The 18,957-nt window shown below is 63.4% G+C and carries 17 protein-coding genes; 10 read left to right on the forward strand and 7 right to left on the reverse strand.

The features are described 5' to 3' along the window. Positions 1–5 precede the first annotated feature (5 nt). The 6 genes from AC1DDS_RS06035 (at position 6) to AC1DDS_RS06060 (ending at position 6,921) form a co-directional block, all read left to right on the forward strand. A complete protein-coding gene (locus AC1DDS_RS06035) occupies positions 6–167 on the forward strand; it encodes a hypothetical protein (RefSeq protein WP_310413669.1) in 162 nt (53 codons plus the stop codon). Positions 168–644: 477 nt separating this feature from the next. Beyond that, complete coding sequence (arcD, locus tag AC1DDS_RS06040) at positions 645–2,114, forward strand: arginine-ornithine antiporter (protein WP_477478053.1); 1,470 nt, start codon at positions 645–647, stop codon at positions 2,112–2,114. Positions 2,115–2,165: 51 nt separating this feature from the next. Further along, positions 2,166–3,392, forward strand: coding sequence for an arginine deiminase (arcA, locus tag AC1DDS_RS06045; protein WP_477478054.1), 1,227 nt, complete (start codon positions 2,166–2,168; stop codon positions 3,390–3,392). Between the two features lie 45 nt (positions 3,393–3,437). Next, on the forward strand, positions 3,438–4,442 hold the full coding sequence (locus tag AC1DDS_RS06050) for an ornithine carbamoyltransferase (protein ID WP_477478055.1): 1,005 nt from the start codon (positions 3,438–3,440) through the stop codon (positions 4,440–4,442). Positions 4,443–4,444: 2 nt separating this feature from the next. Further along, positions 4,445–5,380 (forward strand): carbamate kinase, encoded by a 936-nt coding sequence (gene arcC, locus AC1DDS_RS06055; RefSeq protein WP_477478056.1) that lies wholly within the window; start codon positions 4,445–4,447, stop codon positions 5,378–5,380. A 26-nt stretch (positions 5,381–5,406) separates the two neighbouring features. Then, positions 5,407–6,921 (forward strand): Na+/H+ antiporter NhaC family protein, encoded by a 1,515-nt coding sequence (locus AC1DDS_RS06060; RefSeq protein WP_477478057.1) that lies wholly within the window; start codon positions 5,407–5,409, stop codon positions 6,919–6,921. Between the two features lie 28 nt (positions 6,922–6,949). On the opposite strand, the gene AC1DDS_RS06065 is transcribed toward AC1DDS_RS06060, so the two are convergent. Then, entirely contained in the window at positions 6,950–8,032 is a 1,083-nt protein-coding gene (locus tag AC1DDS_RS06065) for a porin (protein WP_477478058.1), read from the reverse strand. Positions 8,033–8,338: 306 nt separating this feature from the next. Here AC1DDS_RS06065 and AC1DDS_RS06070 point away from each other — a divergent pair, with 306 nt between their 5' ends. From AC1DDS_RS06070 to ppk2, 4 genes are all read left to right on the forward strand, one after another. Beyond that, positions 8,339–8,686 carry a DUF3302 domain-containing protein gene (locus AC1DDS_RS06070; RefSeq protein ID WP_477478059.1) on the forward strand — a complete coding sequence of 116 codons (348 nt, stop codon included), beginning with the start codon at positions 8,339–8,341 and terminating at the stop codon, positions 8,684–8,686. Beyond that, a complete protein-coding gene (locus AC1DDS_RS06075) occupies positions 8,686–9,843 on the forward strand; it encodes an HlyD family secretion protein (protein ID WP_477478060.1) in 1,158 nt (385 codons plus the stop codon). The genes AC1DDS_RS06070 and AC1DDS_RS06075 overlap by 1 nt, the downstream gene beginning before the upstream one ends. Before the next feature lie 105 nt (positions 9,844–9,948). Further along, positions 9,949–11,673: a SulP family inorganic anion transporter gene (locus tag AC1DDS_RS06080; protein WP_477478061.1), complete on the forward strand. Its 1,725-nt coding sequence runs from the start codon at positions 9,949–9,951 to the stop codon at positions 11,671–11,673. After that, positions 11,673–12,488 (forward strand): polyphosphate kinase 2, encoded by an 816-nt coding sequence (gene ppk2 / locus AC1DDS_RS06085; RefSeq protein WP_477478062.1) that lies wholly within the window; start codon positions 11,673–11,675, stop codon positions 12,486–12,488. The genes AC1DDS_RS06080 and ppk2 overlap by 1 nt, the downstream gene beginning before the upstream one ends. Before the next feature lie 9 nt (positions 12,489–12,497). Here the strand turns inward: ppk2 and AC1DDS_RS06090 are convergent, their stop codons facing one another. The 6 genes from AC1DDS_RS06090 to AC1DDS_RS06115 all read right to left on the reverse strand — a co-directional run bounded on the left by AC1DDS_RS06090 (position 12,498) and on the right by AC1DDS_RS06115 (position 18,833). After that, positions 12,498–13,631 carry an AI-2E family transporter gene (locus AC1DDS_RS06090; RefSeq protein ID WP_477478063.1) on the reverse strand — a complete coding sequence of 378 codons (1,134 nt, stop codon included), beginning with the start codon at positions 13,629–13,631 and terminating at the stop codon, positions 12,498–12,500. A gap of 51 nt (positions 13,632–13,682) precedes the next feature. Next, positions 13,683–14,153, reverse strand: a complete 471-nt coding sequence (locus tag AC1DDS_RS06095; RefSeq protein ID WP_310413703.1) for a hypothetical protein — start codon at positions 14,151–14,153, stop codon at positions 13,683–13,685. Positions 14,154–14,287: 134 nt separating this feature from the next. Next, positions 14,288–14,815: an RNA pyrophosphohydrolase gene (locus tag AC1DDS_RS06100; RefSeq protein WP_477478064.1), complete on the reverse strand. Its 528-nt coding sequence runs from the start codon at positions 14,813–14,815 to the stop codon at positions 14,288–14,290. Between the two features lie 8 nt (positions 14,816–14,823). After that, entirely contained in the window at positions 14,824–16,029 is a 1,206-nt protein-coding gene (locus AC1DDS_RS06105; protein WP_477478065.1) for a divergent polysaccharide deacetylase family protein, read from the reverse strand. A gap of 67 nt (positions 16,030–16,096) precedes the next feature. Beyond that, positions 16,097–17,419: a S41 family peptidase gene (locus AC1DDS_RS06110; protein ID WP_477478066.1), complete on the reverse strand. Its 1,323-nt coding sequence runs from the start codon at positions 17,417–17,419 to the stop codon at positions 16,097–16,099. Continuing rightward, positions 17,409–18,833 carry a murein hydrolase activator EnvC family protein gene (locus tag AC1DDS_RS06115; RefSeq protein WP_477478067.1) on the reverse strand — a complete coding sequence of 475 codons (1,425 nt, stop codon included), beginning with the start codon at positions 18,831–18,833 and terminating at the stop codon, positions 17,409–17,411. The genes AC1DDS_RS06110 and AC1DDS_RS06115 overlap by 11 nt, the downstream gene beginning before the upstream one ends. Positions 18,834–18,957 lie beyond the last annotated feature (124 nt).

Genomic DNA, 18,957 nt, shown 5'->3' on the forward strand with positions numbered 1-18,957 from the left:
AGACGATGAGCCTGTTTCGAGACACCATTCGCCAGGGTTTCCTTGGTCGCGCCTTTGCGGTGTTGGGCGCTGCGGGTGCAGCCGCCGCCGCCGTCGAAGGCAACCGCCGGCCGAAGGACCGCGACCTGAGAACCCTCGGCATCGATCCGATGTCTTTCCCGAGGTAACACGCCGCAAGAGCGTAAACCTGCATCCCCCACGGGATGCACGGTGCGGTGACAGCAGTATTCAGCAGATGGCCCGTCGAACTGTTTCGGCGGGCTTTGTTTTTATTGGCGGCCGTCCCTCTTTGAGCGGCCGTTTGGGCTGGCGATGGGTTTCGGCTGCGTAGGGAGAGGCGGCCCGTGACTGCTCGCCATTCGCCAGATCCCTTGTTCTAGAGCCCCAGCCGCCGCGCCGGCGGAAGTCTTCAATGGCGCCGCTGATCGGCGCTTCGCCACGGAGACGAAGGTGGAACACGGTGACGCCCAAGAAAGAAGTGCCGGGGGGGTCCACACCAAGCAGGTCGACCGTATCCCGCCCGCTTCGTGGGTATGCTCCGGTAACATACGTCCAGCGCGGGAAAAAAGGACGTAAAAGATTGTACTGAAATTGTCGTAGTCCAGTCGCCCCTCCAATACTCGCCCTGCCGGATCGGAGACGTTATGGCCGTTACGCATGATCAGGTAATCGCAACCGAACAGCCGTCCGGCAAGCTGACGCTGCTGCCGCTGACGGCCCTTGTCGTCGGCTCGATGATCGGGGGCGGCGTCTTCAACCTGCCATCCGACATGTCGCGGGCGGCATCGCCCGGCGCCATACTCATTGGCTGGATCATCACCGGCTTCGGCATGCTGATGCTGGCACTCGTCTACCAGTCGCTGGCAATCCGCAAGCCCGACCTCAACGCTGGTCCCTACGCTTACGCCAAGGCCGGCTTCGGGCCGTTCATCGGCTTCAACAGCGCCTGGGGCTATTGGCTCAGCGCGTTCCTCGGCAACGTCGCCTATGCCGTTGCGATCTTCTCGGCCCTGTCCTTCTTCTTCCCGGTTTTCGGGGACGGCAACAACCTCATATCCATCGTCGGTGCGTCCCTCTGCCTCTGGCTGATCCATGCGCTCGTTATGAACGGCATCAAGCAGGCCGCGTTCGTGAACATCGTCACGACGATCGCCAAGCTGGTGCCGCTGATGCTGTTCATCCTGATTGCGATCGTCGCCTTCAACTGGGACAGGTTCACCTTCGACTGGGGCCGCGGTGCGGGGCCGGAAGGGCCCGGGCTCGGCAGCATTCTCGACCAGGTCAAGAGCACCATGCTGGTGACGCTGTGGGTGTTCATCGGCATCGAGGGGGCAAGCGTCTACTCGGCGCGCGCGGCGCGCCGCTCGGATGTCGGCCGAGCCACCGTCATCGGCTTCCTCGGTGCACTCGGCATCTACGTCCTCGTGTCGCTGCTGTCGACCGGCATTTTGAGCCAGCCGGAACTCGCAGGCCTGAAGGTGCCCTCGATGGCCGGTGTCCTCGAGCCACTCGTCGGACGATGGGGCGCGTCGCTCGTCAATCTCGGCCTGATGATTTCCGTCGGCGGTGCCTTCCTGTCCTGGACGCTGCTTTGCGCCGAGATCCCCTATACCTGCGGACGCGACGGCACATTCCCGAAGTGGTTTGCCGCGGAGAACGCAAACGGATCGCCGGTGAACGCTCTGTGGGCGACCAACATCCTGATCCAGGTGTTCCTGATCCTCAGCTTCTTCTCCAAGAGCGCCTATCAGTTCTTCTACTTCATCGCCTCCGTTGCGATCCTCCCGCCCTACGTGTTTTCCGGCGCCTACGCTTTGAAGCTCGCACTGAGCGGCGAAACCTACCAGCCCGACGACAGGGCGCGTCGGCGCGACATGCTCGTCGGGCTCATCGCCACGCTCTACGGCCTGTGGCTCGTCTATGCCGCCGGTCTCACCTACCTGCTCATGTGCGCCGTGCTCTTTGCACCCGGCATTCTCGTCTACGCCCGTGCCCGCAGGGAGCACGGCGAGCCGGCGTTCGTCGGCATGGAAGCTCTTATCGCGATTGGGATTGGTATCTTGGCCTTGCTCGCCGTCTACCTGATGTGGACCGGAGCGATCAGCCCCCTGTAGCCGCAATCCTTTCGCTCGTTTCTGAACCATTCCTGCGGTGGAGGAGCCAAGATGCGCAATTTCGGTGTCCATTCGGAAGTCGGCAAGCTCAGGACGGTGATGGTCTGCCGACCATCGCTGGCCCACCAGCGGCTGACGCCCGCAAACTGCCACGACCTGCTTTTCGACGATGTGATCTGGGTCCATGAAGCCCAGAAGGATCACTACGACTTCGTGCTCAAGATGCAGGAGCGTGGCGTCGAGGTCCTCGAGCTTCACGACCTGCTGGGCGAGGCACTGGCCGACAAGGAAGCGCGCGATTTCGTCCTGGATCGCCGGATCGTGCCCAACGTGCTCGGTACCCAGATCGCCGAAGCGATGCGACCCTGGCTGGACGAAATGCCCTCCAAGCAGCTCGCCGCATTTCTGATCGGCGGCATCGCCGTCTCGGACCTGCCCGACATCCGCGGCAAGGACCTCATGCTCGAGGCGCTGGGCGCGCCTGAGTTCGTGATCCCGCCGATCCCGAACACGCTGTTCCAGCGCGATCCGTCGTGCTGGATCTACGGCGGGGTGACCTGCAATCCGATGTATTGGCCGGCGCGTCGGGCGGAAACCCTTGTGCAACGGGCGGTCTACAAGTTCCATCCGTCCTTCAAGGGCGGCGACTTCCAGATCTGGTGGGGCGACTCCGACGAACCGTTCGCCAACGCGACGATGGAGGGCGGCGACGTCATGCCGGTCGGCAACGGCGTTGTTCTCATCGGCATGGGCGAGCGCACGACCTACCAGGCCGTCGGGCAGGTTGCCCAAGCGCTCTTCAAGGCGAAGGCCGCGACGCGCGTCATCGGCTGCCTGATGCCCAAGAGCCGTGCGGCGATGCACCTCGACACCGTGTTCAGCTTCTGCGACCGCGATCTCGTCACGCTGTTTGCCGACGTGGTCGACCAGATCCGCTGCTACAGCGTCTACCCGAAGGGCGACGACGGCACGTTCGAGGTCCGTCCGGAGACAAAGCCGATGCTGGAGGTCGTCGCCGAAGCGATGGGGCTGAAGAAGTTGCGGACGGTCGCGACCGGCGGCAACGCCTACGAGGCCGAGCGCGAGCAATGGGACGACGGCAACAACGTCGTCGCCATCGAGCCCGGCGTGGTGGTCGCCTATGACCGCAACACCCACACCAACACGTTGTTGCGCAAGGCCGGGGTCGAGGTGATCACCATCCGCGGCTCCGAACTGGGGCGCGGCCGCGGCGGCGGGCACTGCATGACCTGCCCGATCTGGCGCGATCCGGCCTGACGATTTTTTGCCGATACGACCTTTCATCAGTCTTGGAGCAGCATCATGAGCCTCAATCTTCGCAACCGTTCGCTTCTCACGGTACAGGACTATACGCCGCGCGAGTTCCGCTTTCTCCTCGATCTCGCCCGTGACCTGAAGCGCGCCAAGTACGCCCGCACGGAGCAGAAGCACCTCGAAGGCAAGGAAATCTGCCTGATCTTCGAGAAGACCTCGACGCGCACCCGCTGCGCGTTCGAAGTCGCCTGCTCCGACCAGGGCGCGAACGTGACCTATCTCGATCCCGCCGGCTCGCAGATCGGCCACAAGGAATCCTTCAAGGACACCGCCCGCGTGCTCGGACGCATGTATGACGCGATCGAATACCGTGGGTCGGCGCAAAAAGGCGTCGAGACGTTGGCCCAGTATGCCGGCGTCCCGGTCTACAACGGCCTGACCGACGAGTATCACCCGACCCAGATGCTGGCGGATGTGATGACGATGCGCGAGTACAGCGACAAGCCGATCGCCGACATCAAGTATGCCTATGTCGGCGACACGCGGTCCAACATGGGCCATTCGCTGCTGATCGTCGGCTGCCTGATGGGCATGGATGTACGCATCTGCGGCCCGAAATCGCTCTGGCCGGCGGACGAGTACCGCAAGATCGCCGAAGACCTCGCTGAAAAATCCGGGGCGCGGCTGATGATCACCGACGACCCGAAGGCGGCCGTCGAGGGCGTGGATTTCATCCACACCGACGTCTGGGTTTCCATGGGCGAGCCGAAGGAGGTGTGGAAGGAGCGGATCAAGCTGCTGACACCCTACCAGGTCAACAAGGAATTGATGAAGGCGAGCGGCAACCGCCAGGTCAAGTTCATGCACTGCCTGCCGGCTTTCCACGATACGGAAACCGTGGTCGGCAAGCAGATCGCCCAGGACTACGGCATGTCCAACGGGCTCGAGGTGACCAACGACGTGTTCGAGTCCGAGGCGAACGTCGCCTTCGAACAGGCGGAAAACCGCTTGCACACCATCAAGGCGATTCTCGTGGCAACGTTGGGAGATTGACCATGCGCATCGTGATTGCACTGGGCGGCAACGCGCTGCTCAAGCGCGGCGAGCCGATGACGGCGGAGGTGCAGCGGCGAAACATCCGCATCGCGGCCGAAGCCATCGCCCCCATCACCAGGGAGCACCAGGTCGTGATCACCCACGGCAACGGGCCGCAGGTTGGCCTGCTTGCCCTGCAGGGCGCCTCCTACAAGCCGGACGAGGCCTATCCGCTCGACGTGCTTGGTGCCGAGACCGAGGGAATGATCGGCTACATGCTGGAGCAGGAAATGGGTAACCTGCTGCCGTTCGAGGTCCCGTTCGCCACCCTGCTGACGATGGTCGAGGTCGACGGCAATGATCCCGGCTTCAAGAACCCGACGAAATTCGTCGGGCCGGTCTACGAGAAGCCGGACGCGGACCGGCTCGCGGGCGAGAAGAACTGGGTCTTCAAGCAGGACGGCGACAAATGGCGCCGGGTGGTCCCCTCGCCGATGCCGAAGCGAATTTTCGAGATCCGCCCGGTGAAATGGTTGCTGGAGAAGGGTACCATCGTGATCTGCGCCGGTGGCGGCGGCATACCCACCATGTATGAGCCGGGCAAGGAGCGCTTGCTGAAAGGCGTCGAGGCGGTGATCGACAAGGATTTCTGCTCGGAACTGCTGGCGCGCGAGCTTGAGGCCGACCTGTTCATCATGGCCACGGACGCTCCGGCCGTGTGCATCGACTGGGGCACGCCCAACCAGAAGGCGATCCACCGCGCCAGTCCGGCGGCGCTTTCCCAGTACTCCTTCCCGGCCGGCTCGATGGGGCCGAAGGTCGACGCGGCCTGCCACTTTGCCAGGGAGACGGGCAAGGCAGCGGCGATCGGCGCGCTTGCCGACATTGCCGCCATCGTGGGTGGGGAAAAAGGAACGATCGTCGACGGAAGCTACTCAGACCTGACGTGGCATTGAGGGTCCGAACGACGTAGGGGGTCGCCGTGGCCGACACGAATGAGCAGAGACCTTCAGACCGCGCGACACTGCGCCCTCCTTCGTTGACCGATGCGCTCATTCCCTGCATCGCCCTCATCGTGCTGTTGGCGCTGTCCTATGCGCTGTTCGGCGACACAGCCTCGTCGGGGCCGAACCAGGTCGCGCTGTTGTTCTGCGCAGTCATTGCCGCAGGGGTCGCCTACAAGAACGGGATGCCATGGTCCGGTATCCGCCAAGCGGTTACCGACGGGATTGCAACCGGTCTGCCGGCGATCATGATCCTGCTTGCCGTTGGCGCCCTGATCGGCACATGGGCGATGAGCGGCACCATCATGTCGATGGTCTATTATGGTCTCAAGCTGCTGAGCCCCAACTATTTCTATGCCACGACGGCCCTGGTCTGCGCGGTGGTTGCCTTCGGCATCGGCAGTTCCTGGACCGTTGCCGGCACAATCGGTATCGGGCTGATGGGGGTTGCCACCCATATGGGCCTGTCGCCAGCGATCACAGCAGGGGCGATCATCTCCGGGGCCTATTTCGGTGACAAGGCTTCTCCCCTCTCGGACACCGTAAATCTCGCGGCGGCGACGGCCGGCTCCGATATCTACGGTCATATCCGCGAGTCGCTATGGACGTCGGTGCCTGCGCTCGGCATCGCGGTGGTCCTTTTTGCGCTTCTGGGCAAGCCCGGCGACTTCGACGCAACGGCGCTGCTATCGAGTATCGAAGCAAAGGCGAAGGTCTCGCTCTGGGCCTTTCTGCCGTTGATTCTCGTCTTCGGCCTGTCGATCGGTCGGGTAGCGCCGTTTGTCGCGATCTTCGCCGGGGCGCTTGCCGGCGCGCTGCTGGCGGTGATCCAGGACCCGGCAAGGGTTGTCGCGTTTGCCGATGTCGCCACCCTGCCCCATGCGCTGGCCTTACTGAAAGGGACATGGTCCGCGCTTGCCAACGGCTACACGGTCGAGAGTGGCGACAAGGCGATCGACGTGATCCTGAGCCGCGGCGGCATGGAGAGTATGCTGAACACGGTCTGGCTGATCATCACCGCGCTGGCCTTCGGCGCGGTGGTCGAGCATGCCGGGCTCTTGAACCGGTTGATCGATCCGCTGGTCGCCAGGGTGAAATCCCGCACCGGGATCGTCTCCACGGTGGCCGGGACGGCGATCCTGTCCAACGTCATCACCTCGGATCAGTACATATCGATCGCCCTGCCGGGGCGGACCTTCCAGGGCGCTTTTGCAGACCGCGGCCTCGCCCCAGTGATGTTGTCGCGCGTCATCGGCGACACCGCCACCGTGACCTCGCCGCTGGTCCCCTGGAACAGTTGTGGGGCCTACATGGCATCGGCCCTCGGCGTCGGCACGATCGCCTACGCCGGCTTCTGCTTCTTCAACATCCTGAACCCGCTCCTGACGATTGTCTTCACGTTCCTCGGCTGGCGGATCATCACCCTGCCGAAGCAGGCGGAATCGACCGAGGAAGACGATCCGCAAAAGCGGCACCTGCGCGTCGTGAAGTGAGTAGGCGGGACCGTTCGCCGGACGCCGGTCAGAAGTTCCGCTGGAACCGGATGACGCCGCCCCAGTCTTCGGCGTTCGGACCGGCCTTCTCATCCATCTTGTTGCGGAAGTCGAGTTCCGGGATGATCTCGAAACCCGGCACGACGGCGTAGGCGATGTTGAGTGCGCCTTCGATATCGCCACCCTCGTCGAAGTTCATCGAGGCGTTGATCGTCGCCTTCTCCGTCAGCACGTAGGAGGCGCCGATCCATGCCGCCCAGGCGCCGTCCCACTGGGCGTAGTTGTTGACGCGGTCGCCATCGGTGTTCCAGCCGCCCATGGCAAAGACCGACAGGTTGCCGATCATGCCGTCCAAGCGCAGCTTGATCGCACCTTCCTCCATTGACGAGTCATAGGCGCCCACGAGGCGAGCCTTGAACGGGTCGGTGACATAGCCCACGGCGGCGATGATGTCCGGCATGTAGTCGTCATCACCCTCGTCGAAATCTTCCACCGTATCGCCGCTCGGATCGCTGTCGTCCTCAAGCGAGATCGCCGCGATGAAGCCGTTGCCGGGATCATAGGTGTAGCGGATCTGCGTCTGGTGGAAATCGCCGTAGTTGACGTCGTAGTAGTCGTTGATGGTATTGCCCGCATCATCGGTGAAATCTGTATAGAGCGTGTCGATGTAGCCGACGAGGAAGCCGGCCAGTTCGATCGTACCGATTTCGAGACCGACGCTGCCGCCGTTGTTATTGTCTCGATTGAACAGGGTCTCCGCATAGGTCTTCAGGGCGCCGTATTCCGTGTCCGATGCCGTGCTGATACGGAAACTCAAGCGTGATCGCGTGAACCAGGAGTCGCCGCCGCCATTCGGAAATTCGGCGCCGCCATCCGGAAAAGTATCCTGCCCGTTCGGATCACCACCAGAGATGTCGACGCGCAGGTAGCCGCCGATCTTCAGGCAGGTCTCGGTACCGGGAATGTAGAAGTAGGCCTCGCCGAAGGCATCGCAGACGCGGACATACTCCATCGGTTCCGGCTGCGCGGCGACGATGGCGTCGGCAGCTAGGCCCGCATAGGGAAACAGAAGCGTCGAACCAGTGGCAATCAAGATGGCTTTGCTGTTCATGTTTCTGCCTTTGCCTCGCGAACGATCCCAGAAATTGACCCGATGCCGCACCAGCATGGAGTGATTCGCTAGTTTATGACACGCGAAATCGCTGGCAAGTCGGTGCGGCGCGATCCTGCGCCGCCCCGCACCAAACACCACTCCACCGTTCCCGACCGGACGTGGCCGATGTCGAACCGATAGAGATTACATGATGCTACGGGCGTCCACGCTTCATGCGCGCTAGGATCGACGCATTGAAGGCCGCGGACCGTCCGAGATCATCCGGGGGCGTGAGGCATATGCGCGGCGTGCGGAGGACTGGTCGTGTTCCTGGACTACTTTGCGCTCGGTGTGCTTCTCTTCATGGTGCTGACCCTGTTTTACGGGATCATCGCCATTCACGACATTCCCCATCTGATTGCGAAATCGCGCAATCATCCCCATCAGGACGCCATTCACGTGGCCGGCTGGGTCAGCCTGTTTACGCTGCATGTAATCTGGCCCTTCCTTTTCATCTGGGCGACGCTCTATCGCGAGGACCGCGGGTGGGGCATCCGGCACGACGGCAAACTGCAGGCGGAAAAGGAGGCGAATGCCGAGGTTGCGGTCCTCCAGGCCCGGGTTCAGGAACTGGAAGAGCAACTGAAACTGCAGACGAGGGAGCCCGCCTGATGGATCTTCTGCTCATCCTAACCTACGCCGCCATCTGCATCGCGGTCTTCAAGATCTTCCGCATTCCGCTAAACCAGTGGACCATATCGACGGCGGTCCTTGGCGGCATTTTCCTGATCTCCGGGCTCCTCTTGTTGATGAGCTACAATCATCCCTACTCCAGCGACGGACGCATCTACTTCACCTCGGCGCCGGTGATTCCCGCCGTCGGCGGCATCGTCGTGGATGTGCCGGTGGCGGCGAATACGCCGCTGAAGAAGGGGGACGTGCTGTTCCGCATCGACCCGCGGCCCTACCAGTTCACGGTCGACCAGAAAAAGGCGGCATTGGCCGAAGCCGAGCAGATGGTCCAACAATTGAAGGCCGCCATGGATGCGGCCAATTCGGTCGTCGAAGGCGCGATTGCCGATCGGGACCGGGCGCAGCAGAGCTTCGAAAGCTACAAGGAGATCTTCGAAAACTCGATGCAGCGGACCGGTAATTCCGCTGTTTCAGAGCTGGAGGTCGAAAACCGCCGTGGCCTCTTCCTGGCGCAGGTCGCCGCCGTCGGCACCGCCCAAGCGCAGGCGCAACAGGCGCGCCTGGCCTATGAATCGCAGATCAATGGCGTGAACCCCTCGGTCGCACGCCTGACGGCCGAATTGCGCAATGCCGAGTTCGAGCTTGACCAGACGACTGTGCGCGCCCCCAGCGACGGCTATGTCAGCCAGGTTTTCCTGCGCCCGGGAATGATGGCCAATCCGCTGCCGCTCCGCCCCGTCATGGTCTACATCAACAGCGACGACCGCATGCTCGCGGCCGCCTTCATCCAGAATTCGCTGCAGCGCGTAAACGTCGGCGATGATGCGGAAGTGTCGTTCAAGGCCGTGCCCGGCAAGATCTTCAAGGCAAAAGTCTCTGGCATCATCGACGTGATGGCCCAGGGACAGCTGCAGCCGACCGGCGCCCTGCTGGATCCGCAAGCGCCGGAGCGCCTGCAGCCCGGCCAGACGCTCGCCAGGATCGATATTCTCGAGGACACGAGCGCCTATCAGTTGCCGGGCGGCGTCGTTGCCGACGTGGCCGTTTACACCCATCACTGGCACCACGTCGCGATTCTGCGCAAGGTGCTGCTGCGCATGAGCGCCTGGATGAACTACGTCTTCCTGGAGCACTAAGATGCGTGGTCCGCGGCTGCCGGCGAGATTGCGCTTCAGGCGGGGCTCCTCCGAAGGTGGCAGGCGGACTGCCACCTGTGAGCGCCACGTCGACGGGGTTGCAGCATGAGCCGAGCCCTGCCGATCTTCCGAGGTTTTTCGGGCTATCGCATCGGCTGGCTGCGAGACGACATATCGGCAGGGCTGTCCATCGCGGCCGTCGGACTTCCGAGCGCGATCGCCTATCCGGTGATCGCCGGACTTCCGCCGCAGACCGGGATTTATGCCAGCATTGCCGCGCCGATCGCCTACTCGATCTTTGGTGTGTCGCGGCGGCTGATCGTTGGCCCCGATGCAGGAACGATGACAGTGCTTGCCGCCGCAATGGCATCCGTCGTCGCCGCCATGCCGGCTGCGACGCCGATCGATCGCGTCGCACTTGCCTCCGTCCTCGCCCTCGGAGTGGGCGTAATCTGCCTCGGTGCGAGCGCCTTGCGGCTCGGCGTGCTTGCGACGTTTCTCTCCAGACCGATCCTGGTGGGATTCTTTGCCGGCATATCGCTGTCGATCCTGGTCGGCCAGATTGGCCGCATGACCGGCATGAAGATCGAGTCGGATGGCCTGATCCCGCCGCTGCTGGAACTCGTAGCCAAGCGCGATCTGATCAATTGGCCGACGGTCGCGTTGACAGCCGGCATGTTTATCGTGCTCCAGGCAGCAAGGGCATTGAGATCGCCCATACCCGGCCCTGTGGTCGTCGTCGTGCTCGCCGTCGCCCTATCGGCGTTGTTCGATTTCCAGTCCCACGGCATTGCCGTCGTCGGCGACATACCCACCAGTCTTCCTTCGTTTTCGTTGCCGTTGATGGCAGGCTTGCCGCCGGCTAGCCTGGTCCTCGGCGCGGCCGCCATCTTCCTGGTCAGCTTCGGCTCCGGTGCGGTGACCGCGCGCAGTTTTGGTGCGCGCACGGGGGAGCCGGTCGATGCCAACCGCGAGCTGATCGGCCTCGGCAGCGCCCAGGTCGCTGCAGGACTGTTCGGATCCTTTCCGATCAGCTTTTCCGATTCGCGAACGGCGATAAACCTGTCGATCGGCGGCCGCTCCCAGATGGCCGGGCTGATCTCTGCCGCAGCACTGATCGCCGTGCTGCTCTTCCTCAACGATGCCCTGCGTATCCTGCCGGTCGCCGCACTCGCCGCCATTCTCGTTTCCGCCGCCCTCAGTCTCATCAATGTCGACGAATTGCGCCAGATCTGGCGCATCAGCCGCGTCGAGTTTGCCTTTGCGCTGATCACCATGTGGGGCGCCATCAGTTTCGGCGTCCTCAACGGCGTCATCGTGGCGATCGCGGGAACGCTCGTCTACCTGTTGCGCAACATGATGTATCCACGCGACGCCTTGCTCGGACGCATCCCGGGACGCGACGGCTTCTACAAGCTGCATCGCTTCCCGGAGGCCCAGGCGGTGCCGGGAAGCGTCATATGGATCCTTCAGGGCAGCCTGTTGTTTTTCAATACCGATCACGTTCGGGGTCGGCTGGATGAAATCACCACGGCGCTGCCATCTGGGACGCGGTGGTTTGTGATCGATGCAGGCGCAATCGCCCAGATGGACAGCACCGCCGTCGCGATGCTGGAGCAGGTTCGCGCCGAACTTGGCGCCCGGGGCATCGCGCTATGCTTCGCAGAACTTCATGCCGATGCGAGGGCCCTTCTCGAGCGCGGGGGGCTGATCGAGCGCATTGGCCCAGCGCTCGTCTTCGAAGATCTGGACGATGCGCTCCAGGCGTTTCAGGCCGCCGAACCGAAATCCGCGGCCAATGAATCAAACAGGCAACCGGGAGAGATGTGATGAACAAGAAGCACGATGCGAAGGAGAATGCTTCTAAGGAGAACGGCAAGGTCCGTGACTACGATAAGCAGATGGAGAAGCTGCAGGTCGAGATTTCCCACCTTCAAGCCTGGATAAAGAAGTCGGGTGCGCGCGTTGTCATCATTTTCGAGGGACGCGACGCTGCGGGCAAGGGCGGCATCATCAAGCGCATCACCGAGCGCGTAAGCCCGCGGGTGTTTCGCGTCGCCGCGCTGCCGGCGCCAAGCGACCGCGAGAAATCGCAGATCTACATGCAGCGCTATATCGCGCACCTGCCGGCCGGCGGCGAAATCGTGATCTTCGATCGTAGCTGGTACAATCGCGCCGGCGTTGATCGTGTCATGGGCTTTTGCAGCGACAAGAAAGCCCGGCGTTTCCTCGAACTAGCACCAAGGTTCGAGGCCGCCATCGTCGAAAGCGGGATTATCCTGCTCAAATACTTCCTGACGGTCAGTGAAGACGAACAGGAACGCCGCTTCCGGCGTCGCATCGACGACCCGCTGCGCCAGTGGAAGCTCAGCCCGATGGATGTGGAATCCTATCGGAAGTGGTGGGACTATACGCGCGCCTATGACGAGATGCTGCGGATGACCGACACCGACGTTTCTCCCTGGTGGATCGTGCCATCGGATGACAAGGAACGTGCCAGGATCAACTGCATCTCTCACATCCTCAAGTCGATCCCCTATGAGAAGGTCAAATTCGACGCGCCGGACCTTGGCAAGCGCCAGAAGCGACCTGACGACTACGAGGAAGACAAGACGCCCCGGAGACTCGTGCCGGACGTCGCTTGAGGCCGCTTTCTACTCCGGCCGGTCCGACCAGGGCAGCGGCGGCTTGCCGCTGTCCAGCGCCGACGGGCCCCGGAGCCACGCGACCAGCAGATCGTAGAACACGCTCAGCACGATCGGCCCCAGGAACAGCCCGATCAGCCCATAGGAGAGCGTGCCTCCGAGGACCCCCATGAGGATCACCAGCATCGGCGTCGAGAGCCCGCGCGATACGAGGATGGGTTTCAGAACATTGTCGATGACGGCCACCGGAATAAGAAGGGCCGTCAACGAAAGTGCATAGACTAAGTCCTTCGTCATCCACGCCCAGATTATGAGAGGCAACAACACCGGCGCCGGGCCGATCTGGACGATGCACAGGATCAGGACGACGAAGGTGAGCCCACCGGAAGCGGGGACTGCAAAGACATACAGGACAAGTCCGACGAGAACGGCTTGGAAGATGGCGACGCCGATGACGCCTCTCGCCACGTTGTGGATCGTCGCGGCCGCCAGCCGGACAAAGCCCACTCCACGGTCGCCGGCGATGCGATCAGCAAGGCGGTTTATGCCGGTCGCCATTTGCGGCCCGTGGCCGAAGAAGAATCCTGCAATAACCACGGAAGCCATGAAACTCAGCAGTCCAATGCCGACACGGGCGGCTTTGCCGAGAACGTCGCCGCCCAGGTCCAGCAGCGACGGTTGAAGACGTGTCAGCGTGCCCGCCAAATTCTCGGAGGCGAGGCGCCACGCCTCATAGACGCGCTCACCGATGACGGGCCATTGCTTGATGCCTTCCGACGGTGTCGGAATCTGCAGCGAACCGGTTTCCAGCTTCGTCACCAGCCAGTGGGTGGCTTCGACGAAGTTCAGCGCGATCGCCGCCAGGGGACCGATGATGATGCCAAGACTGAGAAGCGTGATCAGCGTCGCCGCCAGCCGCTTGCTGCCGCCGAGCGCGACCCGGAGGGCCTGATAACCGGGATAGAGCGCAACGGTCAGGATGCCCGCCCAGATCACGATGACGAGAAATGGCGCCACCAGTGTGAACGACCAGTAGGCAAAGAGGGCGACGACACCCAGCCGCACGTAATCGGTGACCCGCCGTTCGATTGTCGTCTGGTCGGGTGACACGGGTTGGGAAGCGGAAGACGATCTGTCGTCCATGTGGTTTCCCCTCGGCAACGGCCGATCGCCTCGCCTTGGAAACAAGCCGGCTCAAGTGACCGGGGGCTCCCAGTTGAGGTAGAAACCGATATCGCCGGGAACGCCACCGGGGAAATTGATCACCATCGCCTTCAGCCGGTAACCCTGTGGCTGTGCGACCTCCTTGAAGCGGTCGAACAGCTCTTTCGCCTTGCCCTGAAGGGTCTGCGGCCAGTCCGGATCGGCGTTGTTGATCGCCCGCCCGCTATCGCTGCAGAAATCGGATGGAAACGTGTAGACCAGGGCCTCCATCTTTCCTTCCTTGACCGCGCGTGCCACGACGTTGCGGATCATGGCCCGCTCCTGCTCGCCGACATGCTTGTGAAAAAACTCGTCGGTAAACTTGGCGAGTTCTTCCCTCTTGCGATCCCGCAGTTTGTCTTCCCGCTCCATGTCGGCGAGTTGCGTTTCGAGAATTTGCTTGCGCAGGGCTTCGGCGCTGAGAACAGCGTCATTCGGATTCGACTTGTCGTTACCGGTCATGTCGTACCTCCAACGGTCCAAGGCAATTCTGGAGCGTCCCTCCGGCGGGTTGAAGTAACATACGAGAGAAACGTCAGTATGCTACGCGCACCGTCCGCGCGAAGTCGCTTGGGCTGTACCGATGGCCGTCGCCGTCAGGACGCGAGATGGGCGAAGGCCGCAACGACCTCTTCATAGACTTTGCGCTTGAAAGGAACGATCAGCCCGGGCAATGACTGCATAGGCTTCCATTCCCAGGCGTCGAACTCGGGCTCATGGCCGCCGGGCGGCGGGTTGATCGCAATCTCGCTTTCGTCGCCCTCGAAACGGAAGGCAAACCAGCGTTGCGTCTGACCACGGTATTTTCCCTTCAGCCCGATCCCGATCAGATGCGGCGGCAGATCATAGTTGATCCAGCGGCCGGCGTCGGCAATCAGTTGGACCGAGCGGATGCCGGTCTCCTCAAAGAGCTCGCGCGATGCGGCCGCCAGCGGATCTTCATCGCGGTCGATGCCGCCCTGCGGCATCTGCCATAGCTGCGGCGAACCATCGTACTCGGAGTTCCCGATCGGGATGCGCCGCCCCGCCCAGACGAGGCCATCCCGGTTCAACACCATGATGCCGACGCATGGCCGGTAGGGCAGATCCTCGGGTTGCACGGGCTTTTTGGCTTTCCTGCTCATCAACATTCCTATTGCGTCGGGTCCTGGTCAGCGAGGGCAGCGACGCCGACGATCTCGATGCCGCGCTGGGCGGCCTCCTGTGTCCAATCGGCGATCGCCTGCACGCTTTCGTCAAAGGCCGACGCGACGCCGATCGCCGTGCCGTTGCGGCGGGCGACACGTTCAAGTTCATCCAGCTTGCGCAGGATCGCATCGCGCGAAAGCGTCGAGTCGAGCTGCAGGTCGGCGAAGGCGTGCGGCATCTCCAGCGCGCCGGCAACCGTTCCCGACAGGGACTGCGCCGAGGTGCCGTCATCGAGGAAGAGGAGACCGCGATCGGCAATGTCGCGCATGACCGGCTCCAGCGCATCCGCGCTCGACAGGAACCGTCCACCCATGAAGTTCATGACACCCGTATAGTTGGTGATCTGTCCCATGGCGCGATGCAGGTGGTCGAGATTCTTCTTCGCGCTGAAATCGGTCCGAAGCGTATGGGGGCCGGGATCGTTGCCCGGATCGTCAAAGGGTTCCAGCGGCACCTGCAGCAGGATTTCGTGGCCATTGCGGCGTGCCTCCTGCATCCAGCGCGGCAGACTGTTGCCGCTCGAGGCGAATGCCAGCGTCACCTCGCCCGGCAGGTCGCGGATCGCCCGCTGCGTTCCGGTCTGGCTTAGCCCGAGGCCACCGACGACGATTGCAATCCGGGTGCCGCGCGCGCCCGACCAGGGCCGCGCATACTGTTCGACCGGGCGCAGGCCGTCCGGCCCGGTGACGGGTAGTTTTCCATGAGCGGTGGTTTCGAGCAGGTCCTCGTTTGGAAGCGCGGCGAAACGCGGGTCCTGGCCCACCCTGCTGGCATCGAGGATGAGCGGCCCGCCGTCACCCCGATCCTTCGGCGTGAACTTCCGCACGAGATTGCCGTCGGCAGTTCGGGTTTCCTCGATGTTGGCGCCGGATTGACCCCGTTGCCGGCGCACACCCGCCGCCGGCCCGCCTGGCTCGGCAGCCGGCTGCGCGGCGGCAGCCTCCTCCGTTGCCGGCGCCTCCGGCGGAGCGACTTTCTCCGGTGCTACCAAGTTGCCGCGAGGCGCCAGCGCCGTCCACAACGAAAGGCCTATTACGCAGACGCCCGCAACGGCAATAGCGACGCGGGCGGCAGAAAAACGGGACGACTTTACGCGGCCGGACGCAGCCTTCCGATTCTGGCCGAGCGGTGCGTTGAGATCCGTTCCCAAGTGACAGGTCCGTGCCGAAAGGAGCGAGCCCCGGATTGATCGTCGCGATCCTCCGGGGCGTGAGGCGTCAGTTCTTCAGCTCGGCCCTTTCCGGGCTGGCCGGGAAGGACGGATCCGTCTTCTCGCCGCGCAGCAGCTGGAGCGCGTACTGCAGCTGCAGGTCATCCTTGGCTTCCGGCGGCACGTAGGCAGCGGAGCCCGACCCCTCGTCGTTCTCGCTCTGGCCCTTGATGTGGCCGCGCAGGTTGGACTCGCCTGCGGTCTCGAGCTTGCCCTGCAGCTCCGGCGGCAGCGGCTGGTCGACCTTGATGTCCGGCGTGATGCCGGTGCCCTGGATCGACTTGCCCGACGGCGTGTAATAGAGCGCCGTCGTCAGGCGCAGCGCGCCGGCATCGCCCATCGGGATGATCGTCTGGACGGAGCCCTTGCCGAACGAGCGGGTGCCGACCACGGTGGCGCGGCGCAGGTCTTGCAGCGCGCCGGCGACGATCTCCGAAGCGGAGGCAGAGCCGCCGTTAATCAGGACGACGAGCGGCTTGCCGTCGGTCAGGTCACCCGGCGAGGCGTTGAAGCGGCGGGTCTCGTCCTCGTTGCGGCCGCGGGTCGAAACGACCTCGCCGCGCTCCAGGAAGGCGTCGGAAACGTTGATCGCCTGGTCGAGCAAGCCACCCGGGTTGAGGCGCAGGTCGAGGACAAAGCCCTTCAGCTTGTCGGCCGGGACATCCGCCTTGATCTTCTCGATGCCCTTTTCGAGGTCATCGAAGGTCTTCTCGGTAAAGGAGATGACGCGCAGATAGCCGACGTCGCCCTCGACGCGGAACTTCACGGCCTTGACCGCAATGATGTCGCGCACGATCGTCAGTTCGATCGGCTTGTCGGCGCCCTTGCGCAGGATCGTCAGCTTGATCGGCGTGTTGACCTTGCCGCGCATCTTGTCGACGGCTTCCTCGAGCTTCAGGCCGCGGACGTCCTGGCCATCGATCTTCGAGATCAGGTCGCCGGCGAGAACGCCGGCCCGCGCCGCCGGCGTGTCGTCGATCGGCGTGATGACCTTGACGAGTTCCTCGTCCATCGTCACCTCGATGCCGAGCCCGCCGAACTCGCCGCGCGTCTGCGTGCGCATCTCTTCGGCGTCCTTGGCGTTCATGTAGGACGAGTGCGGATCGAGCGAGGACAGCATGCCGTTGATGGCGTTCTCGATCAGCTGGTCTTCCTTCGGCGGCGTCACGTACTGCGCGCGGACGCGCTCGAACACGTCGCCGAAGATGGAAAGTTCGCGATAGGTGGACGCGCCTGCAGCTTCGGCCGGCATCGTCAACGAGTAGATCGAACTCATGGCCGTCGCACCCAACAGTGCTCCGACGAGAACAAGGGAAGCCCTACGAATCATTGCTTGCCTTTCCAGAGACAGTAGCGGACCACCACGGTCGGGAATCAACCGGTTTGCCGTTTTTTCGGAATTCAATGTAAAGCGTCGGCCGGTCGGTTTCCAGCGCCAATGCGTTTACACTTGCCACTCTTTTCTCCCCCATAACAGCGAGCGGCTCCCCTGCCACGACGAACTGTCCTTCACGGACATTCACCCGGTCCATGCCCGACAGCACCAGGTGGAAATTGTCGCCGACATTGAGGATGATCATGCGCCCGTAGCTTCTGAAGGCGCCCGCAAAAACGACCCAGCCATCAGCCGGTGCCGTCACGAGCGCGCCCGGGTTGGTCGCAAGTATCAGCCCCTGGGACGAATGGCCCGTTCCATCCGCCTCGCCGAATTGCCGAAGCGCATCGCCCGCAACGGGGTAATCGAGGCGCTTCTGCAACTCCGAAAACGCATATGCCGGAGCAATGCGGTTTTTGTCGGGCGAACCCGACAGTGCGGCGTCGCGCGCACGCTGGCGCTCGGCCTCCGTTTGCTTGGCACGTTCGGCCTCCTGCACCCGCGCCAGCGCCGCCGCCTCGCGCACGGAGGTGATCTCGCGCTCCATGCTGCCGATGAGGCTCTCCAGGCTGGTTGCGCGACCGGCGAGTTCCTCCGCCCGCCGCCGCTCGGCGTCAAGCGTGCGGGCGTTTGCGGCCGCCAGCGCCTCGTTCTCGCTGATCAGCAGTTCGGAGCGCCGTTCCTCCTCCAGCCGGTTCGTCATGGCGACGGCGAGGTCGGCCTTCTCCTTGTCGATATCCATCCGGACCGTGGCCAGTTGCTGCAGGTCGGCGACCAGCCGCTCCGTCTCCGCCCGGATGCCGGGCACGACCGCGCCCAGCACGATCGCGCTGCGGACCGAGGCGAGCGCATCGTCGGGGGTGACGAGGATTGCCGGCGGCGGGTTGCGGCCCATCCGCTGCAAAGCAGCGAGCACCTCGGCGAGCAGGCCGCGGCGCTCATGCAGGGAGCGGCGGACGGCGTCTTCCTCGCTCCGCATCGCCGCAAGCCGCTTTTCGCCGGCAAGGATCTTGGCCTCCATCTCCTTGCGCGTCCTGGCGGACTGGACGATCGCCTCGCGCAGCGACGCGCGGTCCTTCTCCAGCTTGCCGATGCCGGCCTCGAGTTCGAGCGCCTTTTCCTCCGAAAGCGTGATGGTGTTCGACAGCGCCTCGAGTTCGCGCCGCGTGCTGTCGCGCCGAAGGGCGATCGCCGCGGCGGGGTCAACCTCGACCGTCACCTGTCGGCCGACCTTTCCGGCCGCGACTGGGGCGGAGGCCGGTTCGGCGCGGAGCGGTGCGGCAGGCAGGGCGAGGCAAAATCCGAGCACGGCCACAATGAACGGGCGCGACCGTTCCGGTCCGCGAGCCGCGAAGCGCCTGCTGTTCATGGGTGTTGCGGACGTGATCATTTTCCCGCGCGTTGCCGTTCCAATGTCCGTCTAAGCCGATTTGCCGATTTCGCCAAGGAACAACGCCAAAATTGCGTCCGGGGGCGAGCGAAATCCCCGACGA

This window comes from Mycoplana sp. 10N416 (assembly GCF_056394765.1).